Source organism: Candidatus Marinimicrobia bacterium CG08_land_8_20_14_0_20_45_22 (genome assembly GCA_002774355.1).
GTDB lineage: Bacteria > Fidelibacterota > UBA2242 > UBA2242 > UBA2242 > 0-14-0-20-45-22.
Genome location: PEYN01000025.1, coordinates 1 through 24,687 on the forward strand (window position 1 = coordinate 1; position 24,687 = coordinate 24,687).

Consider the following 24,687-nt stretch of genomic DNA (forward strand, 5'->3'; position numbering starts at 1 on the left):
CCGGCGTTTTTCTGAATTTCCAGCGTGCGCGCTTGTCTTTCACCATCAAGATTCAACATGCGGATGTCATTCTCGATGCCTTCTAAGCCTTTACCCGTGCCGAGTTGGATGGTTTTCTTATCATCAAATGGATTTTCCCATTTCGCTATCAACCATGTCGTATCATCAATTTTCTCATCGGAAAAATCAATCCTGATCCAGATATCCTGCGCAATATCACGATACTTTAACGAATTGAACAGCAATTCCTGAAAATATCCCTGAAGTAAGGCTTCGGCATAGCCATCCCGTCGCAAACGGATGGATTTCCAGAGCGGACTGAGCGTATATTCTATCTGACCAAGGTTGGCGCTGGCCCATTCGATGGCACTGCGATTGGGATTGAAGAAGACATTCTCTTCAAAATCCGCTTTCAGTTGGTCTAAAGTCGTTCCCCACCGGGCGCAGATTTGCACGCGAATCAGTTCCAGTTTCCGGTCATCGGCGTTCAGGAAGCGGGCGATGATGCGCTGAACGGAACCGTTCAGGATTTCCTCAATGCCAATGGCCTTTTCCTGAGCATCTTCCGGCAGACGATCACCGCGGATCAAACGCTGAAATTCCGCTGGATTGCCGGTATTACGTGCCTGCAGAAGCAAACCCTGATTGCGAATAATTGTCTCGGCAAGGTAAGCGTCGGTCAAAATGCGAGCGTCGCGACGGAATTCGATGTGACTCTTTAGGCGATTAGCTACCTCATAAATCGCATTCGGATAAAGCGTATTCGCTAATGTATGCGAATACTGCTGGATCATACGCTCTTTTTCGCGACGATGATTTGCTTCTTGTTCAAGCTTATCTTTATTCTCTATCGCACTGATATTTTCCTGAAGAAGCTTATTCATATTCCGGCTAAGACCATAAAGGCAATTGATCGCGTAATTATTCTGATAAGATTTGATGACTTCTAAAGCAGATTGTTCTAGTTCTGAAATGAACTCTCCTTTATTATTTTTAAAATCACTTATCAGATTTACTAGATAACCAGATAATAATTCGAAAAGGAAATTGATAATGATTGTTTTCAGACGTAAGTCATATAAAGGATTCTCTCTGACTTTTTCAAAATTCCGAATAGCCTCCTGTATATCGGGTACCAACTTTGGTTTCTTCGATTTAATTTTCTGGTTGTTTTCCGTTACTGCATCCAATTCTGACATTGATATAGAGTGGTCAATAGGACTAATTCGTAATTTTTCATTAAGCTCTTGGTTAAATATGGCATTTGTAAGTTCGGGAAATTCTTTAAGCACTGAATAGAACCGACCATTTTGAATTACAAATCTGGTTAATCTTTTTTTATCTATTATGTCTTTATCTACTTCTGAAGATAGACTCTTAAGAAAATTTAAACAGCTCCTCAAAGTTGGAGATTTTTCCAAATTATCCTTGAGTGTGAAAACGATATCCAAAACCGGGAGTAAATGACGAATACTGATTTGATCGATTATATCTGCCACGCTTGAACTGTAGAAATTCTGGATTTCTTTGAGATTTGAGTATGCCTTTACGTCGTCACCTGTTTTGAAATAAAGGCAAACCAATTCATGCCATGGATAAAAAATATCCGCCCACCTCCCCTCGCCCTTCCCATATATTAATTGTTGAGGAAATCTTTCTGGATGCCAAATTGAAGTTTCCTCCGAACAGGTTATCATAGATTTGAGTTTTTCAAAACATAATATAGCCTTCCGGTAATTGCCGTTTTTCTTGAAGTAATCTCCTAACTCACTAAAGTCGTATTCATACCAACTTTTAGCAGGAGTCTTTTCTCCCTTGAATAATAGATATTTATCATTTCCAAGCAAGTCAGTTTTTATTAAATCCTCAAAGGATTCATCTAATTTTCCAATTTTTTGATATGCATTACTTCTTTCATGATAAATTTTCCATAGCTGAGGAGAATTGGGTATGTTTTGAATAACAGTAGAGTAATCATCTATCGCTTTTTGATATTCTTCTAAAACTCGGAATAACAGTCCCCGTTCCCAGTAAAGATCTGCTGAATCCTGATTTTGTTCAATCCGGTCGGTTAGCGTCTTGATTTTATCTATTATTTTATTTTTGTCTTCTGTCTTTGTCATTGTTTCCTCATTACTGAAGTGACTCAGCTTTCCTGGTAAAATTGGGTTGACTTAAACTATATACTTTTTTCTGAGCTCTTGTCAACGCTGTATAAGCCCACCTGAAATAAAATGGTGTATTGCGATTAAAGTTGGAACGGAAATCGACGATGACCTGTTCCCATTCGCCGCCTTGTGCTTTATGACACGTGATGGCATAGCCGTATTTGATGCGCAGACAGTTAAAATAGGAGTCGTGTTCAATCGCTTCTTTGAACTCCGGCGTATTTGGTTTCAAGTCGCGGTTGCGCTGTTTAAAGTCCACATACAAAGCTTGCAATTCCTCCGTTGTCAATTTCGGTTCGGCAGAGTTTAAAAGATTCATCAAAATTTTACAATGAATATCTTTTGTAGTTCCGTTTTCAGATTCAAACCGAAGCGATACATTCCTGAAATAGAGAAGGATTTCAATTGGTTCACTGTTTTTCAAGATAGATACTTTCCGTGATTCATTCTGTGGCGAGACATTGATAACTATCCCGAATTCGCCGTTCATCAGTTCAATTTCATGACTGTAATTGTTCTGCACGACGATGATTCTGTCGCCAGTACATATTTCTTTTTCGTACCCCCAAAAACGATTTCTAACTGCTTGGTTATAATTGTTTACTGAGTAGTTCGTCAAAGTGATGATGATCGCATTGAATTTTTTTAAACCGTTGGTCAGTTCAATATACTTTGGTGCAACTGATGCTGTGGAAATTGGTAGGATATCCCTTTCGTTGGGAACAACCGACAGATCATAGAAATGTTGTTGATTGATATTTTCACGAATATGGGTAGCCGTTGCGAGGATACCGCTATCCTGGCATTGCCTTACCACTTCGCGCATTTCAAATTCCTCTACCTGAGAGTGACAGGGCAAAGCTTCCAGATAATTTTTATCCAGTGCAGGGGACGTTTCCATATTTACCGGTGGAAGTTGAGCCGGGTCTCCAATGAAAATAATCTTTCGCTTATTTCGGTTTCCTACATACTCTAAAAAATCATTCAGAAGAAATCCGGACCCATAGCGAAGGTAGCCACCATTGGCATATAGATTGGAAATCATCGATGCCTCATCCACTAAATAAACTGTGTCACCGGAATCTTCGCTTCTTCTGAGCGAATAGAAATATTTAATGCACTCAATTCCCAGCACATCCTGAGATTTATATTCACGCAGGTCAGCACGGGAGTAAATACTTTTATGAATCGTGTGTGCTGGAAGTCCCGTTTTTTCGGCAATGATTTTTGCGGCTCGCCCGGTTGGCACCATACATATAAAAGAAGTGCGGTTTTCATTCAGGTACTTGGATAATCCTTTTAACAATGTCGTTTTACCGGTACCGGCATAACCTTTCAGGATAAAAATGTTGTTATCACTTTTTAAAAAAGATAGGAGATGACGAAATGCTTCTATCTGCGTGTTATTCAACCGAAAATCAAAGAAACGGGTGTTTTCCTGGCGAGACTGAACTTGGTTGAATTTGGTCGAATCGTTTTTCATACGCTCAATGAACATGCAGAGGAAGTGCCAAGAGTAAAAGAAAGGTAAAATTTGAGTCGATTGTCGTCATGAATCAAACATAGATGAATGATAGTTAGAAATTCACATAGCATAAAGATCTTTACATCAGGAAATCAAAAACCTTACTCTTTCCTAACCTTGCAAATCGAAAGATAGCCTTTCAATTTGCAAGGTTAATTTTCCAGAGGAACAGTCGTTCTATGCTTGGTGGGAAATCGGAAAGACCGTATTTTCTAATCGTTTATACTGGAGAAAAGATGAAAACCATAACTTTTAAAATTAGTGACGATTTATTCAGTGATATCAAATCATTAGCCCGGGAACTGGGCGAAAATCGCAGTTCTGTGATCCGTAGAGCCGTAAGATTTTATATTGATAGATATGATGAAGCCATCACAAAAATCAGGCTGGAAGACCCGGAAAGGATCATGATCCCGCATGAAACGGTTTTGAAAGAATTTGGTCTCTGATTTTTAGCCGGTTTGTCACCGACAAGATTTTAATTTGTCTTGATTCCCAATTTTCGCAGTCGGGCGCGGAAGGTCGCGGGCGGAATGCCAATCAATTGCGCGGCGGCGGTGGCATTGCCATTAGTCTGTTTGAGCGCCGCGCGGTAATAGTCCGGAATTAATCCATTATCGAAATCGATTCCCTCGGCAGGAATGATAATTCCCACCGGTGAATCGGTCAGTTCAACGATGTGCAAATGCTCGGCGGTTATTTCTTCGCCAGGATAGACGAACGCGGCGGAGATGGAACTTTTCAACTGTCGGACATTACCAGGCCATTGATATGCCTGAATCTTGGCAATTGCCGACTGCATCAGGTTTTTGCGCTTGTCCTGTATGTGATTGAGTGAATCCACTATGTGTTGAGCGATCAATATTTTATCTTCACCGCGTTCGCGCAATGGCGGAAGATAAATTTCCGTCTGAACCAACCGAAAGAACAGGTCTTTACGGAATTGATGGTCTTTGACCAATTGACGGAGGTCGCGATTGGTAGCAGAAATGATACGAACGTCCACCTTTTCTTCCTTACCGCCGACGACCTGAATCGTTCCTTGATCCAAAAAGCGGAGCAATTTGACCTGCATATCGGGCGGCAGATCGCCAATTTCATCGAGAAAAATGGAACCACCATCAGCGAGTTTGAATTTGCCTTCCTTATCCGAAATTGCACCGGTAAAACTGCCCTTCTTGTGTCCGAAAAATTCACTCTCGAACAACTGCGGACTAATCGCGCCACAGTTAATTCTGATAAATGGTTGTTTATTGCGCGGACTATTAAAATGAATAGCGCCTGCGACAAGTTCTTTGCCGACGCCGGTTTCACCGCTGATAAAAATCGGTAAGTCGCTCTCAGCAAACAGGCGAATTTGTTCCTTGACTTTTCGGATTGCCACCGATTCGCCAATGATTGCATTCAAACTGGTTGAAACCTGTCGGCGGAGCAGTTTATTTTCGCGGGTGAGTTGTGTTAACGCGGCTTTTGCTTCGGTGACATTTTGGATTTTCGGAAAGTCATCCAAATTGAAATTGATCTCTGAGAGTCCTGTTTCACGATGGATTTGAATTAATTTTGCATTGATGACGCCACCCTGTTGCAGGAAAATCCAGCAGGCGTGCATGGTTGGTGTCCCGGAAGTTACCGAAATGGTAAATTCGGCGTCGGGATTCTCTTTGACAATCAATTTAACTGCCTGATACATTGCCGGATAAACAGTGTTATAGTCAGTTGGATTGACGGAGAGTGCTGGTTGATAACGAACTTGTATAGCAGGAAAACGCTGACGGCAATATTCCAGAATAGCAGAAGCCGGTTTTAAATAGGATTCGTCGTTGTACAGCAGATAAAGGCAATTAAAAATCCGCTCATGCAAAGCGGCGATGATCGCTCCGGGCTTTTCGGGCAGTTGGCAGTCATTATTTCCAACAAAGGATAACAAGACACGATTCATGCCAAAACTTACGGTAAACCGGCGTTTAGAAAAAAGATTTATTCGGCATTTTTATTAGGTGTCCGATCTGTCTCCCCTTCGATTTTCACCCGCTCTTGCCGCTCTGCAAAATTTACATTAAGTTTCTTCTGATTATTTTTCAGGAGAAGGAATGGCTATTTTAGTTACCGGCGCCGCCGGATTCATCGGTTTTCATCTAGCAAAACGACTAATTGACGACGGACAAGAAGTCATCGGTTATGATAACGTCAATGATTACTACGATCCGGCTCTCAAGTATGCGCGACTCGAAATCCTGAAAAAATCCGATCGGTTTCAGTTCTTCCAAAACGATCTCTGCGATTTACCAGCATTAGAATCGGTTTTTCAACGGCACTCGATTCAAAAAGTCATTCATTTAGCGGCGCAGGCGGGCGTCCGCTATTCGCTTATCAATCCGTTTGCCTATCAGAAATCCAATCTGGAAGGTTTTCTGAATATCATCGAACTGTCCAAGCGGGCAAGCGTGAAAAATTTCATCTATGCCTCAAGTTCCAGCGTCTATGGCAACAACACGAAACTGCCGTTCGCCGTCGAAGATAACGTCGATCATCCGATTTCGCTTTACGCCGCTACGAAAAAATCCGACGAGCTCATCGCTCACACTTACGCGCATCTGTACCAACTGCCGTGCACAGGCTTCCGTTTTTTCACCGTTTACGGGCCTTATGGTCGGCCGGACATGGCGCTTTTCATTTTCACGAAAAATATCCTCGAAGGAAAACCCATCGACGTCTATAATTTCGGCAAGATGAAACGCGATTTTACTTATGTTGATGACATCGTTTCAGGGTTGATCTCCGCGCTGACCAAGCCTTTTTCTTATGAAATTTTCAATCTCGGCAATCACAAGAGCGAAAATCTGATGGACTTCATTCGACTGATCGAAGATTATCTCGGCAAGAAAGCAACGATTAATTTTCTGCCGATTCAGCCGGGCGACGTTCCGGAAACCTTTGCAGATATTTCCGCCACGACCGAAAAACTTGGATTTTTTCCGACAACGTCGATCGATGTCGGCGTTCGGAAGTTTTTAGATTGGTATATGGAGTTTTATAGAAAATAACCTGAAAATATGACTATGAAAGAACTCTTTCAAAATTTTAAAAAACTCAACATACTTGTTGTTGGCGACCTGATCCTCGATAACTACATTTGGGGAAGCGTCAAACGGATTTCGCCCGAAGCGCCAGTCCCGATCGTCACCGTCAATCGTCGGGAAAACCGAATCGGCGGCGCGGGGAATGTCGCGGCGAATCTCGCTTCGCTGAAAGTCAACGTGACTATAGCCGGTGTCTGCGGCGAAGACAAAAACGCCGAAATCCTTTCGGATTTATTCGATCAGGAAAAAATTCGCCCGTTCCTGATCCAGACGCCAAGCCGGAAAACGACGACAAAATCCCGCGTCATCGCACAGCGTCAACAACTGCTCCGCATCGACGAAGAAGACACGGAACCGGTCAAGAAAGATGTTGCCCGGAAACTGATTTCACAGATTTCTTCGGTCAAGGAAAATTTTGACGGCGTCATCCTCTCGGATTACGCTAAAGGATTATTGTCGGAAGATTTCATTCAGGAAATGCTGAATCTGTTCAAAAACAAGCCGGTTATCATCGATCCGAAGGGCTTTAATTATCGGAAATATCACGGCGCGACGACAATCAAACCAAATTTTCGAGAATTCGCCGCCGCCATTCGCCATCCCGAATTGACCCAAGACGAGATGGACGACTATGCGCGAAAACTCGTGAAAGACCTAAACTTGAAAGGAATCGTCGTCACGCTCGGCGAAGACGGTGTTTACATTTTGAACGACAAATCCGAAAGCCTCCGGATTCCGACGAAAGCCAAAGAAGTCTATGATGTCAGCGGCGCGGGCGACACATTCATCGCCTCATTTACCGCCGGACTGATTTTATCCGGCGATTGGTTCACCGCCGCCAAAGCGGGAAATCTCGCTTCCGGAGTTGTCGTTGGAAAAATCGGCACGGCAACAACCACCATCGAAGAGATGTTCAATCATATCGATTTATACGGTTAGGATTCTGCGTTTATTATCGTCGTCAGGCTTTTAGAATATCTTCGTAAACTTTCAGATATTCATCCGAAGATTTATCCCACGAGAAATCCTCGGTCATTCCGTTCGTCATGAGCGTTTTCCAGTCGGATTTATTCCGAAAAACGCCCAGCGCATTTCCAAGCGACGCCAATAGCGAATCGACAGAATAATCATCGAATAAGAAACCGTTTCCAGTCTGACCATTCCACGGTTTAATCGTATCAGCAAGCCCGCCGGTTTTATGAACGACGGGAACCGCGCCGTACTTTAGCGCCAACATCTGTGTGATTCCGCAGGGTTCATAACGGGACGGCATCAGAAAAACGTCAGATCCCGCAAGGATTTTGTGACACATCGTATTGTTGTATCCGAAATTGACGGAAACTCTGCCGGGAAATCGCGCGGCAATGTCTTTGAAAGCAGTATGATATTTTTCCTCGCCGCTTCCCAAAAGGATCAGACCGACATCCATCGCCATCATTCGATTGATGCCTTCGAGAATCAGGTCAATCCCTTTCTGCTCGACAAGCCGTGAGACAATGCCGATCAATGGTTTTTCGATCATGAAATTCTTTAAGTCCGTTTCAAGAATTAACGTTTGTTTATTCTTCCGTCGTCCGGCAAGATTTTTAGGGCTGTAATTGATGACGATTTCCGGGTCGAAAGCCGGATTCCATGTCGAATAATCCACGCCGTTCAGAATTCCGACAACCGGTTTCTTTCGACTTACCAACACGCCTTTCAAACCAGCGCTAATCGTGAAGTTTGTCATCAGTTCCTGCGCATGCGTTTGGCTAACCGTCGTGACGACATCGGCAAAGATGATTCCGGCTTTTAAAGGATTGATCTGATCGTACCATTCCATCGGTTCGGCCGGCGCAAAGAGGTAACTTGGAAGACCAAAAACATATTTTTTATCGAAGGAAGTAACGCTTTGATAAGCGATATTGTGAATCGTCAAAACCGTTTTAATGGATTGATAAATCGGTTCTTCCGCATAGAGCGTTTTTAAATAGACCGGAATCAGTGCGGCGTGATTGTCATGGCAGTGAATGATGTCAGGAATCCAATTAAGTTCCGTAATCAGTTTCAGCGCGCATTTCTGTAGAAGTACAAATCGTTCCGGATTATTAATGTAAGGATTTCCGCGTTGATTGGTATAAATACCTTTACAGGAGTAAAATTCCTCATTTTCGACAAAATATAATTCGAGATTATTTTGCTCAGGAGGATTCCATTTCAGCAGAGAACATTTCGTCGGGATACCTCCGATTTCGATTTCGAATGTCACCGAGGTTTCCTGAAAAGTAAATTTTGTCCGGTCAATAGCGCCATAAGCAGGCGAGACGACTTTAACCGAGACGCCTTTTTCAACCAAAGCCAACGGCAACGCGCCGATGACATCGCCGAGTCCGCCAACTTTCGAGAACGGACTGACTTCCGCCGCAACAAACAGAACGTTCATCGCTATCTACTTTCTCTACTTTGTGTCTTCTCGCGCTTTCAACGAGCGCCAGTAAGTAAAATCGATATCCGGGAAAACATCGTCAACTCCTTCAATCTTCGCCAGATAAACCTGCTCTTGCTCCGTAAGAAGTTTACTCTGATCGTAGCTATCTAAAATATTCGCAAGACGTTTGATATGTTCAGAGTGAACCGTCAGACGGCCTTCAGCATAATCGCGCGCACTCCAAGTGCTGATCAGAAATTGCCAATCGGAACTCTCAATGAGTAAAACCTCCCGCGCCAATTGATTCAATATGCGGCGAATGACTTCATCTTGGGTCTCGGCATATTTATTCGCCAGTTCGACCATTTGATCTTCGGCGGCATAGACATGCTTCCATGTCCATTCGGTCCATTCATTGAGCCAGATATAGTGAAATCCGCCTTGTCCCCACGAACCCTCAGGCATTGAAATGATCGTTTGAGGACGATTTTTTTCCAAGTGATTTCCGAGGGTAATAACTTTTATACTGTCGTTTTGGTTTAATTTTCTCAGCACTTTCCCAATGAAGCGTGGTCCTTCAAACCACCAATGACCGAACAATTCCGTATCGAAGGGCGTCGTCAGGATTCCTTCTTTTCCGCTTTCCCTGTGGTAATTATCAATGTAGGAATCGAGCAATTCAACGAAGTGAGCCGCCTGATTTTCCAGCGCATCTTCGACGTCTTCGGGATAATATTCCTGTTTATCGGCCAGATCGGCTTTGGCGCTGGTTACCCGCCAGTAGCGATGCCCGCCCGGGAAATGCTTCTTGTGAAATTCTAAGTAGCGGCCGTCGCCCGGATAGCCCCATTCGCCGCTCCAGACCTGCAGGGCGGATTCCTCGTGCCGCCCGTACGCGACCGCCACGCGGCTGGTTCCCGTCGATGAAACAAGATAATTTTCATAGATTGATCTCTCTTTTTCCTCTTCGAGCGGCTTCCAATTCTTTTCGAATTGTTTCCAGAGCACTTTGAGCGAATCGAACCGATCCAAATAGACGCCTCGGTTTTTTCCACCAAGAATTAAATGTTTATCGACGATAAAATACTGGATGTCATATTTAAACAGAAATTCTTCGACGCCTCTCCGGTAAAATTTCTTCGGATATTCAGCAATCGGCGACGACCATTCATAACTTGGACGGTAGGCGCATTCCGGCAACCAAATTCCTTTCGGATCGCGCCCAAAATGTCTGCGGTAGGTTTCCTTTCCGACGCGAACCTGTGCATCGATGGATTCGTCCGTTCCCAGCAATGGAAAATAGCCGTGAGTGGCGCCACAGGTGATGATTTCGATATATCCGCCGTTCTGCATTTTTTTAAAAGCCGTAATGATGTTTCGATCAATTTGCGACAAAAAATAGGATTTGGTCTCGTTATACTTGGCTTTCCACATGTCAGCCAAATGCTTGAGATGTCCCTGTCCTTGGTTGTCGAATTCGGCGAGATTCTCCTCAGCGGCGGCAATCTTCTGATCAAGATAATGAATAAATCCGTGCTTAAACTTCTCGGAAGCCAGTTGTTCCGTTAAAATTGGCGTCAATCCGATTGTCACATTCGGGGAAATTCCTTCTGAAATGAGCGACTGAAATTCGATTAACAAAGGAACATACGCTTCGGCGGCGGCTTCATACAGCCAATCCATTCCATGCGGCCATTCGCCATGGTTGATGACGTACGGCAAGTGACTGTGAAGGACAAAACTAAAATATCCTTTCATATTAGAATCCTCGTATTATTTTCTCTTAAGTACACATAAACAAAATACGACAACGCTGGAAAATTTCAAACGCTTAAAAAATCCAATATGACCCATTAAAACTCAAACGGGACAGTCCCTAAGGATTGTCCCGTTTTGTTTATATAGGCGTTAATTTCGTCGAAACGACTTAGAAACGACCGCCGCGTCTGGGCCCGCTTGAGCTTCTGTAGCCGCCGCCACTGGGACGACCGCCACCGAAACCACCGCCAAAACTTCTGCCACCGCCGCTATGACCGCCTTCACTGCGCGGACGAGCTTCATTGACAGAAAGAGCGCGATTGCTGAGCTCTTTACCATTCAGACTGCTGATTGCCGCCTGCGCTTCGGCAGTTGTCGGCATTTCAACAAATGCAAATCCTCTCGGATCTCCGGAAAATTTGTCTTTAATGATTGATACGGTTGAGACCTGTCCAAACGCTTCGAAAGCGCTTCTCAGTTCTTCTTCACTGACGTTGGGCGATAAGTTCCCTACATAGATATTCATGTTGACCTCCTTTTGTGATCTTGAACATTTTTCTTACTCTTACTAAAACCTGGGCTAAATTGCCAATCGCCATCCGGGGCTCCATGTCCAACACCCAAAAGAAAGTCCTACATGTCTTCACGCTGATTCAGAGAATCGCGCGGTTTTGAGAATTTCTCAGGCGGAATGTTTCCTTGCCGATTAGTTTCCACTGGTTAAGTCACTTATCAAATAACTATGCTATAACCTACTTGAACTTTTCTGATTAAACAAGATTTAATTTCCAAACGTTTTTAATTTTAATCATTCAGCCTGTTGATTTTCATTACTTACAAATTTGAATCTCACCGACAAATGTGTAACTTTTCTTTGTCATGTTGTTTTGAAAGGAAATTATCATGATAATTAAAAAGTCATTCCTATTACTATTCAGTTTTTCCGTGGCAATTGTTGCACCATCTTTCGGAGAAAAGCCGCCGACGCGTTCCGGCTGGAAACTCATCTGGCATGACGAATTTCATGGTACGTCAATCGACCCGAACAATTGGAATATTCTCCTTCGTGAAACCAGTAAACACGGCGAACTCCAATATTACCTTCCGGACGAAGTCTATATTGAAAACGACTGCCTCAGAATCCGAAGCCGCGTCCGGAACTTCGGCTCACAAAAATTCACCAGCGGCAGAGTGGATACACAGGGAAAATGCGCGCCGGTTTACGGCCGTTTCGAGATTCGCGCCAAACTACCCGTCGGTCAAGGACTCTGGCCGGCTCATTGGCTATATCCGCAAAACCGCAACTGGGAAATGGAGCAGATCATGACTGCCGCCGTAGCAAATGGCAGAGAACGAACCATTCCCGAAGAGCGACCTTGGTACAGCGAGATCGACATCATGGAATTTCTCGGTCACGAACCGAACACCGTTTATGGAACGCTTCATTTTTATACTTTCGACGGACAAAAACGAACGAGTTCGGGAACGTGGAGAGGCGACTGCGATTATTCAAAAGATTTTCATTTCTACGCGCTGGAGTGGGAGCCGGATTCGATTCGCTGGTATATCGATGATAAACTGATCCATGCCAGCACGGTCGGCATACCGCATACACCGCATTACCTGATCCTGAATACGGCCATCGGCGGCAGTTGGCCGGGCAACCCGGACTCGACGAACGCATTTCCGCAGTACCACGACATAGATTACGTGCGCATTTACCAACGCGACGGATATTTCAAGTAGCCAGGCAATAAAAATCTATTGATATTGCCCTCGTTCCGGGGCTCCGCTCTGGGACGAACGGACACGCACTGCGCTACGGAGCACAGCCCCGTAGCGAGAGTTATTCTTACCCAATTTCCGCCGCCAGTTGATTATAGACTGCGTTTGATAGCGATTCGTAATCCAAATTTCCCGGATAAATAGGTCGGTGGAATTTCACCCGGATTTTTTTCCACGGACGCGGGAAAAGCGATCCACTGGGCAACGCTTCGAAAGCGCCTTTAATCGAAACCGGCACGACAGGGACGTTGAGTTCCCAGCTTAAAATGGCAAATGATTTTTTAAATTCCCTCAATTTACCGGTATGCGTCCTCGTACCTTCCGGGAAGATAATGATGTTTTTTCCGTCTCTCAAAACGGCCGCGAGTTTCTGAAGCGACTGCTTTAAATCGCGGTTAATATCGAGGATAATGACGTTGTTACGGTTAGCAAAAGCCCGCACGAAACGGTTGCGGACATGCTTTTCCTTGGCATAAAAATAGGTATTTTTGAAAACCTTCCGTTTGAGAAAAGCCGCCACGAAGAGACCATCGATAAAACTCTGGTGATTCGACGCGATGATGAACGGACCGTTCGGGATATTCTCCGTACCTTCGCCCTTAAACCGAAAATAAAGTTTGAACAAGAATTTCGACATATCCTTCAGAAGACACTGGGTAAACCAACTGCGCGGGAGTTTCAGATCGACTTTCTCGCGAAAAATCTCTGCCCACTTAACTGCTTCGACCGTCAGTTTATTTTTCTTTTCCTTCATATATTGCGAAAGTTTCTCAACGGTCGGATAATTGAGCAGAATGTCTTCCTTGATGTTAATGCCGAAAGTTGTCTGTAAAAACGTCTGGAAACTGATCTTGTCCAAAGAATCCAGCACCAGATCGATCTCGAAATGGTCGTCCGGATGAACGGCTTCTTTCGTTTGTTCGCTCAGATAGTCGTGGATGACATGATATTCTTCGTAATCCGGCTCGGCCTGATGTTCCTCCCGACGCTTGTAACCGAAATCTGCCTGTAAAGCAAGTTTATAGCGCTGAACTTTCCCGAGTCGCGTCTTAGGCAGTTCTTCCTTCACGAGAAAGAATTTTGTTATTTTTTTAGACGATGCAACCCCGCGGTTGTACTTGTCGATGACTTCCCATCGAAACAATTCATCGATAGCAACGATTCCGCGGTCGGACATTTTCTTGAAATCCGGTAAAATGCAAGCCATGAGCGTGTCATTTTTTGCGAAAACGCCGACCTCAGCCACCAGATCGGAAAGTCCGTAAATCTTCTTTTCGATCTCTTCGGGATTGATATTTTCCCCGTTTGACAGAACTATAATTTCTTTGATGCGTCCCGTGATATAAACGAATCCCTTTCTACTAATATTGCCGAGATCGCCGGTGTGCAACCAGCCTTCCCAAAGAACTTCGTTTGTCTCCTCCGGTCGGTGATAATATCCTTGCATGATGTTACGTCCGCGAGCCACAATTTCACCATCGAGAATTTTGACCTCGCAACTAGGCATCGGCTGTCCGGCGGATCCGATTTTCCAGTGTCCCGGACGGGTAAAAGTGATCATCGGCGCGGCTTCTGTCATTCCAAAACCTTCCAGCATTTCAAATCCAAGCGTTTTGAAATCTTTTGCGACGTCTTCATCTAATTTCGCGCCGCCGCTTACCAAATATTCGATTTTTCCGCCAAATCCCTGATGCACCTTCTTAAATATCGTTTTCGAAAATGCGCGCGAATGCACGAGTTTCGCCAGTTTGAACATCGTCCGGGCGGCAAAACTTTTGTTGACCTTTTCCATAACGCCTGCGCGGATCGCGGCGTACAATCTCGGAACGCCAATGATGATTCCAACACCGTTTTGATTCAGTGTTGTGATGATATCCTGCGAAACCATCGACGGGGAAAAGGCAATTTTTGCGCCTACGTACAACGGCGCGATCAGCGAGCCCAATAACGGAAAGACATGATGAAATGGCAGTAATGCCAAAACAGTTCGGTCGGGTGTAAAAATCGGGATTTCTTTCGAAACGGCATGGATATTCGCCAGCATGTTGTCGAAAGAAAGCATCACGCCTTTCGGCGAGCCGGTCGTACCAGACGTATAAATAATAGCCGCCGTTTCAGACATTTCGAGCGGATCAATTTCTTCCGGAGAATAATCGGCGAGATCGTAACGTTGTTCTTCAAAAACAAAAACGCGAACTTCATGGCTCACTTTTTCGAGAGCCTGATTCAAAACATCTCGCGTCTCCGCCGCACAAAAAACGACTTCCGGTTGGCAATCATTTAAAATGTATGCCACTTCATCCGGCGAGGAGAGATAATCGATCGGCACGGCGATGCAGTGATTTTTCCACGCGGCGTAAAAAACGTACACCCATTCAGGACGATTGGGAGAGAAAATCGCCACTTTACCGGATTTTTTATCATGGAAAAGCGACGCGAAAAAATGGATGTGGCTCAGGAGATCGCGGTAACTGACACGTAAGTCGCGCCAGACAATAGCGGTTTTTTCAGAATTATTAATAAACAATCAAGACTCCTTCCATTGACTGAATGAATTATACGAAAATTTTGGAGAAAATGCAAAAAAGTAAGTTACCGCGGATTTAGCAATAATCTGTTTTTACAACGGCAAATTGTTGAATAGGAGATCGAGTTTCAGGCACGTCCGCCTCCGGTGGATTTCGGGTTTCAATCCTCGCCTCGATGCTCTGCATAGAAACGCCTTTATGGCAATATCACCTTTATCGACTCGAATAAGCCTAATCAATCTGCCGGTGGCGGACAAGCCCAATCCGATCCTTCCACACGTCCGTCATTTTGATTGTTTATTTATCCATCGGAAACTAAATTTCATGGTTTAAAAATGGTGGTTAAAGTTAAGGTTTTATGCAATATAAATTAGGAATCATTGGCGGAACGGGAATATACGACTTGGAAGGCATCAAGGTCCGAGAGCGCGTCTTGCCCGACACGCCTTACGGAAAAGCGTCCGGCGAATTTATCATCGGCGAACTGTACGGCAAAGAAGTCGTCTTCCTCCCGCGCCACGGAAAAGGGCATCACATTGCGCCGACGTTTATCAATTACCGCGCGAATATTTACGGAATGAAACGCCTTGGGGTTACACATCTGATTTCCATTTCGGCGGTCGGAAGTTTTAAGGACGAGTTGAATCCCGGCTCGATTGTCTTTGTCGATCAGTACGTTGACCGGACGAAGGAGCGCGTTCACGACACATTTTTCGATGAAGGCGTCGCGGTTCACATCGCATTCGCCGATCCGGTTTGCCCATCGCTTCATGCAAAACTGATTGAAATCGCAAAAGAACTTGGCATTGATTATGCGCCATGGGGAACTTATCTGAACATCGAAGGACCGGCATTTTCAACGCGTGCCGAATCCCGGCTTTACCGCTCGTGGGGAATGGATGTAATCGGCATGACAAGTCTTTATGAGGCGAAATTAGCAAGAGAAGCCGAAATGCATTTTGCGCCGATAGCGCAGGTGACGGATTGCGACAGTTGGAAGGAAGAATCCGTCGATGTCGCCGTCGTTTTGGGTAATTTGGGAAAGGCATTAACGATCACGCGTGCGGTCATCAGAAAATTTATCGAAGAATTTCCCTATCCGGCAAGTTCCTGCGCCTGCGAAACCGCTTTGCGGGGAGCGCTCGTCACCGATCCGGCGGTCATTCCCGATTTGCTAAAAAAGAAATACGAATTATTGTTGAATAAATATCTTTAAATCATGTCTGGTTACGAAGGTATTTTTCCGCGTTTACGAACAGGAGGTTTTGTTAAGTGATCAAGAAGGTTCCGCCAACGGTTGACTTTATCGCGTTGGAACATGAAATGCTCGATTTTTGGGAAAAAAATCGAGTTTTCGACAAATTGGTCAATCAGAATTCGAACGCAGATCGGTGGTCTTTCATCGACGGACCGATCACCGCAAACAATCCGATGGGCGTTCATCATGCGTGGGGACGAACGCTGAAAGATATTTTTCACCGCTACAAAGCGATGAACGGTTTCCGCACACGCTATCAAAATGGCTTTGACTGTCAGGGATTATGGGTCGAGGTCGAAGTCGAGAAGGAACTTGGATTCAAATCCAAACGCGATATCGAAACTTACGGCATCGAAAATTTCGTCAATAAATGCAAAGAACGGGTACGGAAATATTCCAAAATCCAGACCGAACAATCAATCCGGTTGGGTTATTGGATGGATTGGGATAATTCGTACTACACCATGTCCGACGAAAACAACTATACGATCTGGTTATTCTTAAAAAAATGCCACGAGAACGGATGGATTTATAAAGGACATGATGTGATGCCATGGTGCACGCGTTGCGGTGCCGCGCTTTCCGAACACGAAATCGCCACCGAAGGCTACAAGGAAATAACGCACACCAGCGTCACTGTCCGATTTCCGCTGATGAATCGCGAAAACGAATATCTGTTAGTCTGGACGACAACACCATGGACGCTGACATCGAATACCGCCGCCGCGGTTCACCCAGAAATAATTTACCTAAAAGTTCGTCAGGGAACGGATTTTTATTACCTAATCGAAGGTCGCGAAAAAGAGGTGATGAAAGGTGAATTTTCTATCGAAGCCAAAATCACCGGCAAAGAAATGCTCGGCTGGAAATTCCACGGACCATTCGACGAATTGCCCGCTCAAAAAAACGTCCAGCATGTCGTCATCCCGTGGGAAGAAGTGACTGAAACCGAAGGCACCGGCATTGTCCATATCGCACCCGGATGCGGCCAGGAAGACCACGCGCTCGGCGTTCAGTTTAACCTTTCCACGATTGCGCCGCTCGATGAATTCGGTAATTACATCGAAGGCTTCGACTGGTTGACCGGCAGAAACGTCGATTCGATTACCAAGGATATTTTGAAGGACCTTGACCAAAAAGGAATTAAATACCGCGCCGATGCTTACACGCACCGCTATCCGATTTGCTGGCGCCACGGAACAGAACTGATCTTCCGTCTGGTTGATGAATGGTTCATTTCAATGGATGGCGCCCGGCAGGACATGATCGACGTTACGAAGAAAATCCGCTGGATTCCCGAATACGGTTTGACGCACGAACTCGACTGGCTGAAAAACATGCACGATTGGATGATCTCTAAAAAAAGATATTGGGGTTTGGCGCTTCCGATCTATGAATGTCCTTCCTGCAAACATGTCACAGTCATCGGGAGCCAAGAAGAATTGAAAGAACGCGCCGTTGAAGGTTGGGCGGAATTTGAAGGTCATTCGCCGCATCGTCCGTGGATTGATGCCGTGAAAATCAGATGCGAAAAGTGCGGCGAAATCGTCAGCCGAATTCCCGACGTTGGAAATCCATGGTTAGACGCCGGAATCGTTCCATATTCAACGCTTCATTATACGACGAATCGTTCTTATTGGGAAGAATGGTTTCCCGCCGATTTTATCTGCGAATCCCTGCCGGGACAGTTCCGGAACTGGTTCTATTCAATTTTGGCAATGAGCACGGTTCTGGAAAAACGCGAGCCTTTCCGCACAATTCTCGGTCATGCGCTGGTCAAAGATGAGCAGGGCAAAGACATGCACAAGAGCGCTGGCAATGCGATCTGGTTCGAGGAAGCCGCCGAGAAAATGGGCGTAGATGTCATGCGATGGCTTTACGCCGATCATAATCCAGTCAATAATTTGAACTTTGGTTATCATATTGCGCAGGATTTTCGGAAACACATCATCACGCTCTGGAATTCCTACTCGTTTTTTGCGACTTACGCGGAACTCGATCATTTTTCACCCGAGAAAAACCGTGTAGAAATAAAAGATTTGAGCGAACTCGACCGCTGGCTGTTGGCGCGGTTGAATTTACTGATCCGCGACGCCCGAAGAGAATTCGATAATTTCGCGACGCAGAAAGTCATGGCGACCATCGACGAATTTCTGGAAGTTTTATCCAACTGGTACATTCGCAGAAGCCGCCGCAGATTCTGGAAATCGGAAGACGATAAAGATAAATGGGCGGCTTATCAAACGCTCTATCAGGCGCTGAAAGGTTTGATTCTTGTGTTGGCGCCGGTCATTCCGTTCGTTACGGAATCCATCTATCAGAATTTGGTGCGCGGACTCGAACCGTCGGCTCCTGAAAGCATTCATCTTGACAAATTTCCTGTTGCCGACGAATCGTTGATCGACGATAACCTGCTTTGCAAAATTGATTCGGTTGTCAAAATCGTCGAGATGGGACGCGCCGCCCGCAATAAAGCGAATTTAAAAGTCCGCCAACCACTACAAAAAATTATTGTTAAATTGCCGAAAAGCGTGTCGCCAGATGAAATTCTCCTGCTATCAGGGCAGATTCTTGAAGAATTGAACATCAAAGCCGTCGAATTAACGCAAAATGACAGCGCGCTTTTTATTGTCACCATCAAACCCAATTTTGCATCACTGGGCGTGAAGTACGGAAAGTCGATGGAAGAAATCCAGACAGCCATCCGGGCGCTGAATCCGGACGAGACATACAAAAAGGTAGAAAGCGGCATTCCGATTGAACTTAAACTGTCTGATCGTATAATCACGCTCACGAAAGACGAATTGATCGTTGAAAGAAAAGACGTCGAAGGATTTTCAGGCGTTGCCGATGGCGAATATTCCGTTGGCATCGATACGCGGTTGACAGAAGACTTGATCCAAGAAGGCTTGGTGCGCGATTTTATACGCCACGTCCAAACGATGCGTAAAGAAGCCGATTTTCGAGTAGAAGATCGCATCCGGATCACATTTTCTGCCCCGGAAGAGATCGGCATCGCACTGGCGGAATTTGAAGAATATCTGAAAAATGAGACTCTTGCTAATCAAGTCCAAAGTACGTATTTTCAGGGTGAATTTGAGAAGGAATTGAAAATTGGAAATCATGTAGTTCACATTTCGATCAGTCGGTTGAACTAAGGATTCTGGAGACAAAATATGCAGGAGAATGTAAAAGTGAACAAATGGGGTCAAGAAGACCTCGATTATTTTAAAGCGTTGATTCTGAGAAAACGGGAAGAAACGATCAAGGAAATAAAACGGCTGGAATCTACTACGGTCAATGATAATACGCGGCAGGACAGCACAACGCTTGACTCGACCTATTCATATCATATGGCGGATGTCGGGACCGACTCGGATGAACGCGAAAAAGCCTTTCTCTGGCTCTCTCGCGCAAACAAGTATCTGACCTATTTGAATCAGGCGTTGGAACGCATCAAAAACGGCGAGTACGGCGTCTGTATTGAATGTGGCGAATTGATCCCGAAGGAACGTCTCGAGGAAGTTCCTCACACTCAGCACTGCGTCAAATGCAAAAATAAACCCAAGGGTTAATACCGGCTCGCATCCTCTCGCCTGAAAATACCTTTATTTAACCATTAATGAACACTCATAAACGCAAATTCCGAAGTTACGGGATTCTCAATAAAATCGAGATTATTAGCGTCCATTCACAGTTTCTTCAAAGGATCTCTAAGGTCCGGGACTTTCTTAGACCGATTTGCCAGTATGTAGGTTTCATTAAAAAATTTCAGTGGACAATCACACCGTTTTTATTTACCTTATTTCTGAATGAAGAGGTTAATTCGGAAATCGAAACACCCAAAAACAAGAGTTAACAATCAGACAATCACGCTCAGAACAGGCTTATCATAGCGGTAAGACGAATGATCATGTTCTTGGAACCAAGTCATTTTTTCAAAAGAAAGATCAGGACTCAGACATATCAAGAAATGTATCGAATCAGTTGCGGACGTTTGTTGTTGCACAGGAATCAGATACGCGACTGGACATTTTTCTTTCCGATCGTATCCAAACGTTAAGCCGGTCGAAGATTTCCAACTTAATTCGCACCGGTTTGGTGACGGTCAATCGGGCAACTGTAAAGTCGGGCTATTCATTGCGAGGCGGCGATGAAATCAACGTCGTCCTCCCAACACCCGAACCGAGTGAAATTCCACCGGAAAATATCCCAATCCGAGTTTTATATGAAGACGAATATTTTATCGCAGTTGATAAAGCGCCGGGAATGGTTGTTCATCCTGGAGCCGGCGTTTTTCTGGGAACGCTAACCGGCGCGCTCCGGAATTATACGGATCGCCTAAGCATGGTAAATGGTCCTCTGAAGCCCGGATTAGTACACCGGTTAGATAAAGACACGAGCGGTGTCATTATTGCCGCCAAAAGCGATGAATCATACTGGAAAATTGCACGACTGTTTGCTGACAGGGAAATCTACAAAGAATACCGTGCGCTGGTTTGGGGAACACCTGAACCGCATATCGGTTTGATCGACGCGCCGATCGGAAGAAGTCAGAATAACCGGAAAAAATTTACCGTGACGCAATCGGGAAGAAATGCGCGGACGCGTTATGAAATCTTGCAAGATTTCGATATCATGTCGTTTCTTCAAGTGATTTTGGAAACCGGACGCACTCACCAGATCCGCGTCCATTTCGCACACGTCGGTCACCCAGTCGTCGGCGATCCGATCTACGGCGGCGGCATTAAATATCTGCTCCGCCACACGAAAGCAGAAAACGATCTGGGAAACCGCGTAATGACTTTAGTCCAACGCCAAATGCTCCACGCGCACCGGATTCGGTTTATCCACCCAATAACTGGCGTGGAAATCGAAATCGTGGCGCCGATTCCCGAAGATTTTATAGCCATTGAAAAAGTATTGTCGAAAAAATGAGCGAAGAATTGACGACTCAGGAATTGCTATCGCGGTTCACCCGCTATCTTAAACAGGAACGCGGTTATTCGGCACACACGATTGAAGCCTACGAATGCGATATCAATCAGTTTTTTCTGTTTTTTGCCGAATATTCAAACACAGTCCCGATTCAAATCAATGACATTGGGAAAATCGCAGTTCGTCATTATCTCGGAATGCTTTCGGAAGCGGGTCTGGAAATGACGTCTATATCACGCAAGCTGGCATCTCTCAAGTCGTTTTTCAAATTTTTAACGATCCAAAAAATTATTCCGAGAAATCCGGCTTCTATGGTCAAATCACCAAAGACGAAAAAACGTCTGCCCATCGTCATTTCCGAAGAGCAGATCACCCGCGTGATGGAAATCCCGGATTCCGATACGTTCATCGGGCAACGCAACCGCGCAATTATGGAACTATTTTACAGTAGCGGTATCCGTCTGAACGAATTGCTGTCGCTCAACATCGGTGACATCAATTTTTATAACCTAACGATCCGCGTTTTAGGAAAAGGTTCCAAGGAGCGAATCGTTCCGTTCACAAAACGCGCAAATAACGCACTGGAATCGTATCTGAAATTCCGGAAAGAAGAGTTTGGAGACCTGAAGTTGGAAAGTCCGCTGTTCATCAGCAGTCTTAGCAGACGGATTTCAAGACCCTGGGTTCAGAAGATCGTCACCGCGCTTCTCAAATCAGTTTCCGAGCAGGATCATCTTAGTCCGCATACATTGCGGCATTCGTTCGCATCGCATCTGCTCGACAAAGGCGCGGATTTGAATGCCGTGAAAGATATGCTTGGGCATAGCAGTCTCAGCACGACACAACTTTATACGCACATTCAAATTGGAAAACTTAAGGAAGTCTACAAACAGGCTCATCCGCATGGTGAATAATCAATAAAAGAAGGAGTATTTTTATGAACATCGAACTGACATCGAGACACTATGAACCTTCTGACCGCGTGAAGGAACACGTCAACAAAGAACTCACTAACCTCAGTGAATTCGAGAATCTGATTTCCAAATGCAAGGTCATTCTTGAAAAAACCAAAGACGGAGAAACGATTACGCTCACACTTCATGTTTCGGGCAAGGACATGATCTCTACGGAATGCACTGATGACATGGTGAAGTCAATCGACTCCGCCGTAGAAAAAATGGGGCGGCAGTTACGTAAATTCAAAGATAAAAGGATTTCCCATTGATGGAAAACTATTTGACAGTCGAAAATCTTTTCAAAGATAATCGCAAGAAACTGCGACTTAGCCGGATTAACGACGGCGTAGGTCAGGAACGGTTGATCAAATCGTCGAAAATGAATCGACCGGGACTCGAGCTTTCCGGATTCTGGGATTATTTCGACAAAGCCCGCATTCAGTTATTCGGAATGAAGGAGAAAAAATATCTCGATACTCTCTCCGAAGATGGACGTATCTCCATTTTTACTAAACTGTTTTCAACGGAAATTCCAGCCGCGATTTTCGCGCACGGTACAAAACCGTTTCCGGAAGCGATTTCTTTCGCCAACACACATAATATCTCGCTAATGTCCACACCGCTGACAACCAGCCACATCGTTTCACAGATGATGGATTATTTGGACTGGCATCTGGCGCCAACGACAGTCATTCATGGTTCTCTGGTCGATGTCTATGGCGTCGGTATTCTGTTTACGGGACGAAGCGGGATCGGAAAGAGTGAGATCACACTCGATCTTGTCGAGCGAGGACAGCGGCTCGTTGCTGACGACCTTGTCAAGATCATTCGCCGCGCCGACAACGTCATCATTGGAACTGGATTAGAAAACCATGAACATTTGCTCGAAATCCGCGGATTGGGAATCGTTGATGTGAAGAGCGTATTCGGAATCCGTGCGATTCGCCAACAGAAGCGCATCGAAGTGCTCGTCGAACTTCTGGACTGGGATGAGAACATGGCTTATGAACGAGTCGGAGCGACACAGAAAAGCACGAAAATTCTGGGCGTTGCGGCGTCATACATTAAACTACCAATTTATCCCGGAAAAAATATCACCGTCATCGCAGAAGTCATCGCCCTCAACCACATTCTAAATTTCATGGGCAAAAACGCCGCAAAGGAATTTCAGAAGAAACTGTTGGCGACCATTCGGAAAAAGACCCAGCAAAACGATCTCGAATCTTACCTAAAAAAGGATTATGAATAAACGGAGAAACTCGAAATGAGAGCCATCATTCCGGCGGCAGGCGTCGGCGAACGACTCAGACCGCTGACATTGACCAAACCAAAAGTTCTGTTGCCTGTCGCCGACAAACCAATTCTCGGTCATATTTATGATCGGATCATCTTGTCCGGAATCCGGGACGCAACTGTTATCGTCGGCTACAAATCCCAACAGGTGATCGATTACTCGAAGTCGAACTTCGATCTGAACTTCCGATTCATCCACCAAACCGAACGGCGTGGCTTAGGTCATGCGGTTGGCTTGGGACTTGAAAACATCGATGAACCGGTTTTAATTTTGCTCGGCGATACAATTCTTGATTTGAATTTCTCCGAATTCACTAAAAGTAGAGAGAATGTCATCGGCGTCATGAAAGTCGACGATCCTCGACGGTTTGGCATGGTTGAACTCAAAGACGGATGGATAACCCGACTTGTCGAAAAGCCAAAGAAATTTGACGGCGATCTCGCCATTGCCGGGATTTACCTCATTCAAAATCAATCCAAGCTGAAGAGCGCTGTTGATCAGATCATTGCGGAAAATATCACGACCAAAGGCGAGTTTCAACTAACGGACGCTCTCCAGATGATGCTTTCTCGCGGAGAGAAAATTAAAACCGAAATGATCGCGGCATGTCATGATTGTGGCACGCGGGAAACATTGCTAAAAGCCAACCGCATTCTGCTCGCAAACCTTAAACAAAATGGAAGACAATACCCGGACACGACGATCATTCCCCCGGTTTACATTCATCCGGATGCGATCATTCGCGAATCAACTATCGGTCCATACGTCAGCATCGGCGCCGGAGCGGAATTGACTCGAACAGTCGTTACCGATTCAATCGTTTCCGAAAAAGCCATTTTGCAAGACGCAATTTTGAATAACAGCCTCATCGGCGCGAACGCCGAAGTCAAGGGCGCCAGCGGAGTTTTTGATCTGGGCGACTTTTCTCGACAGAATTTGAGTTGATTTTATAATCGATGTTGATTAGTTTTACAAGATTTTTTTAAAAAG

General features: G+C 45.1%; 20 protein-coding genes. 13 read left to right on the forward strand and 7 right to left on the reverse strand.

Annotation, left to right across the window (positions count from 1 at the left end):
- The coding region (locus COT43_01770; GenBank protein ID PIS30361.1) for a hypothetical protein at positions 1–2,123 on the reverse strand (2,123 nt) is incomplete at its 3' end.
- Between the two features lie 10 nt (positions 2,124–2,133).
- Positions 2,134–3,666: a hypothetical protein gene (locus COT43_01775; GenBank protein PIS30362.1), complete on the reverse strand. Its 1,533-nt coding sequence runs from the start codon at positions 3,664–3,666 to the stop codon at positions 2,134–2,136.
- 206 nt (positions 3,667–3,872) lie between these two features.
- On the opposite strand from COT43_01775, the gene COT43_01780 reads away from it, so the two are divergent.
- Positions 3,873–4,142, forward strand: coding sequence for a hypothetical protein (locus COT43_01780; protein PIS30363.1), 270 nt, complete (start codon positions 3,873–3,875; stop codon positions 4,140–4,142).
- A 29-nt stretch (positions 4,143–4,171) separates the two neighbouring features.
- Here the strand turns inward: COT43_01780 and COT43_01785 are convergent, their stop codons facing one another.
- The gene (locus COT43_01785) at positions 4,172–5,632 is read right to left on the reverse strand and encodes a hypothetical protein (GenBank protein ID PIS30364.1); all 1,461 of its coding nucleotides are present in this window, start codon (positions 5,630–5,632) and stop codon (positions 4,172–4,174) included.
- A gap of 151 nt (positions 5,633–5,783) precedes the next feature.
- Between COT43_01785 and COT43_01790 the strand changes: the two genes are divergently transcribed.
- Together COT43_01790 and rfaE1 are read left to right on the forward strand one after the other, a co-directional pair.
- The gene (locus COT43_01790) at positions 5,784–6,737 is read left to right on the forward strand and encodes a protein CapI (protein PIS30365.1); all 954 of its coding nucleotides are present in this window, start codon (positions 5,784–5,786) and stop codon (positions 6,735–6,737) included.
- A gap of 9 nt (positions 6,738–6,746) precedes the next feature.
- Complete coding sequence (gene rfaE1, locus COT43_01795) at positions 6,747–7,712, forward strand: D-glycero-beta-D-manno-heptose-7-phosphate kinase (GenBank protein PIS30366.1); 966 nt, start codon at positions 6,747–6,749, stop codon at positions 7,710–7,712.
- A 22-nt stretch (positions 7,713–7,734) separates the two neighbouring features.
- Here rfaE1 and COT43_01800 read toward each other — a convergent pair whose 3' ends face one another.
- The 3 genes from COT43_01800 to COT43_01810 all read right to left on the reverse strand — a co-directional run bounded on the left by COT43_01800 (position 7,735) and on the right by COT43_01810 (position 11,464).
- The gene (locus COT43_01800) at positions 7,735–9,195 is read right to left on the reverse strand and encodes a glycogen synthase GlgA (protein ID PIS30367.1); all 1,461 of its coding nucleotides are present in this window, start codon (positions 9,193–9,195) and stop codon (positions 7,735–7,737) included.
- 15 nt (positions 9,196–9,210) lie between these two features.
- Positions 9,211–10,938, reverse strand: coding sequence for a hypothetical protein (locus COT43_01805; GenBank protein PIS30368.1), 1,728 nt, complete (start codon positions 10,936–10,938; stop codon positions 9,211–9,213).
- Positions 10,939–11,107: 169 nt separating this feature from the next.
- Positions 11,108–11,464 (reverse strand): RNA-binding protein, encoded by a 357-nt coding sequence (locus COT43_01810; protein ID PIS30369.1) that lies wholly within the window; start codon positions 11,462–11,464, stop codon positions 11,108–11,110.
- Between the two features lie 377 nt (positions 11,465–11,841).
- Here COT43_01810 and COT43_01815 point away from each other — a divergent pair, with 377 nt between their 5' ends.
- A complete protein-coding gene (locus COT43_01815; GenBank protein PIS30370.1) occupies positions 11,842–12,684 on the forward strand; it encodes a laminarinase in 843 nt (280 codons plus the stop codon).
- 106 nt (positions 12,685–12,790) lie between these two features.
- Here COT43_01815 and COT43_01820 read toward each other — a convergent pair whose 3' ends face one another.
- The gene (locus tag COT43_01820; GenBank protein PIS30371.1) at positions 12,791–15,250 is read right to left on the reverse strand and encodes a long-chain fatty acid--CoA ligase; all 2,460 of its coding nucleotides are present in this window, start codon (positions 15,248–15,250) and stop codon (positions 12,791–12,793) included.
- 359 nt (positions 15,251–15,609) lie between these two features.
- Here COT43_01820 and COT43_01825 point away from each other — a divergent pair, with 359 nt between their 5' ends.
- From COT43_01825 to COT43_01865, 9 genes are read left to right on the forward strand one after another with little or no spacing between them, the layout of a single operon-like run.
- A complete protein-coding gene (locus COT43_01825; GenBank protein ID PIS30372.1) occupies positions 15,610–16,467 on the forward strand; it encodes an S-methyl-5'-thioadenosine phosphorylase in 858 nt (285 codons plus the stop codon).
- Between the two features lie 56 nt (positions 16,468–16,523).
- Positions 16,524–19,667 (forward strand): isoleucine--tRNA ligase, encoded by a 3,144-nt coding sequence (locus COT43_01830; protein ID PIS30373.1) that lies wholly within the window; start codon positions 16,524–16,526, stop codon positions 19,665–19,667.
- An 18-nt stretch (positions 19,668–19,685) separates the two neighbouring features.
- On the forward strand, positions 19,686–20,084 hold the full coding sequence (locus COT43_01835) for a transcriptional regulator (protein ID PIS30374.1): 399 nt from the start codon (positions 19,686–19,688) through the stop codon (positions 20,082–20,084).
- Positions 20,085–20,131: 47 nt separating this feature from the next.
- Positions 20,132–20,368 carry a hypothetical protein gene (locus tag COT43_01840; GenBank protein ID PIS30375.1) on the forward strand — a complete coding sequence of 79 codons (237 nt, stop codon included), beginning with the start codon at positions 20,132–20,134 and terminating at the stop codon, positions 20,366–20,368.
- 2 nt (positions 20,369–20,370) lie between these two features.
- Positions 20,371–21,447, forward strand: coding sequence for an RNA pseudouridine synthase (locus COT43_01845; GenBank protein PIS30376.1), 1,077 nt, complete (start codon positions 20,371–20,373; stop codon positions 21,445–21,447).
- On the forward strand, positions 21,444–22,361 hold the full coding sequence (locus COT43_01850; protein ID PIS30377.1) for a tyrosine recombinase: 918 nt from the start codon (positions 21,444–21,446) through the stop codon (positions 22,359–22,361). Before COT43_01845 ends, COT43_01850 begins: the two co-directional genes overlap by 4 nt.
- A 23-nt stretch (positions 22,362–22,384) precedes the next feature.
- Entirely contained in the window at positions 22,385–22,672 is a 288-nt protein-coding gene (gene raiA, locus COT43_01855; protein PIS30378.1) for a ribosomal subunit interface protein, read from the forward strand.
- A complete protein-coding gene (gene hprK / locus COT43_01860; protein ID PIS30379.1) occupies positions 22,672–23,652 on the forward strand; it encodes an HPr(Ser) kinase/phosphatase in 981 nt (326 codons plus the stop codon). Before raiA ends, hprK begins: the two co-directional genes overlap by 1 nt.
- A 15-nt stretch (positions 23,653–23,667) precedes the next feature.
- A complete protein-coding gene (locus COT43_01865; GenBank protein PIS30380.1) occupies positions 23,668–24,642 on the forward strand; it encodes a nucleotidyl transferase in 975 nt (324 codons plus the stop codon).
- Positions 24,643–24,687: the final 45 nt, after the last annotated feature.

What these genes read in the sequence shown, in the direction of transcription:
- COT43_01865 (PIS30380.1), top strand. Translation starts at nt 23,668, where the DNA reads ATGAGAGCCATCATTCCGGCGGCAGGCGTCGGCGAACGACTCAGACCG.
- COT43_01780 (PIS30363.1), top strand. Translation starts at nt 3,873, where the DNA reads ATGCTTGGTGGGAAATCGGAAAGACCGTATTTTCTAATCGTTTATACT.
- COT43_01785 (PIS30364.1), bottom strand. Translation starts at nt 5,632, where the DNA reads ATGAATCGTGTCTTGTTATCCTTTGTTGGAAATAATGACTGCCAACTG.
- COT43_01810 (PIS30369.1), bottom strand. Translation starts at nt 11,464, where the DNA reads ATGAATATCTATGTAGGGAACTTATCGCCCAACGTCAGTGAAGAAGAA.
- hprK (PIS30379.1), top strand. Translation starts at nt 22,672, where the DNA reads ATGGAAAACTATTTGACAGTCGAAAATCTTTTCAAAGATAATCGCAAG.
- COT43_01775 (PIS30362.1), bottom strand. Translation starts at nt 3,666, where the DNA reads ATGTTCATTGAGCGTATGAAAAACGATTCGACCAAATTCAACCAAGTT.
- raiA (PIS30378.1), top strand. Translation starts at nt 22,385, where the DNA reads ATGAACATCGAACTGACATCGAGACACTATGAACCTTCTGACCGCGTG.
- COT43_01840 (PIS30375.1), top strand. Translation starts at nt 20,132, where the DNA reads ATGAACACTCATAAACGCAAATTCCGAAGTTACGGGATTCTCAATAAA.
- COT43_01835 (PIS30374.1), top strand. Translation starts at nt 19,686, where the DNA reads ATGCAGGAGAATGTAAAAGTGAACAAATGGGGTCAAGAAGACCTCGAT.
- COT43_01800 (PIS30367.1), bottom strand. Translation starts at nt 9,195, where the DNA reads ATGAACGTTCTGTTTGTTGCGGCGGAAGTCAGTCCGTTCTCGAAAGTT.
- COT43_01850 (PIS30377.1), top strand. Translation starts at nt 21,444, where the DNA reads ATGAGCGAAGAATTGACGACTCAGGAATTGCTATCGCGGTTCACCCGC.
- COT43_01805 (PIS30368.1), bottom strand. Translation starts at nt 10,938, where the DNA reads ATGAAAGGATATTTTAGTTTTGTCCTTCACAGTCACTTGCCGTACGTC.
- COT43_01825 (PIS30372.1), top strand. Translation starts at nt 15,610, where the DNA reads ATGCAATATAAATTAGGAATCATTGGCGGAACGGGAATATACGACTTG.
- COT43_01790 (PIS30365.1), top strand. Translation starts at nt 5,784, where the DNA reads ATGGCTATTTTAGTTACCGGCGCCGCCGGATTCATCGGTTTTCATCTA.
- rfaE1 (PIS30366.1), top strand. Translation starts at nt 6,747, where the DNA reads ATGACTATGAAAGAACTCTTTCAAAATTTTAAAAAACTCAACATACTT.
- COT43_01815 (PIS30370.1), top strand. Translation starts at nt 11,842, where the DNA reads ATGATAATTAAAAAGTCATTCCTATTACTATTCAGTTTTTCCGTGGCA.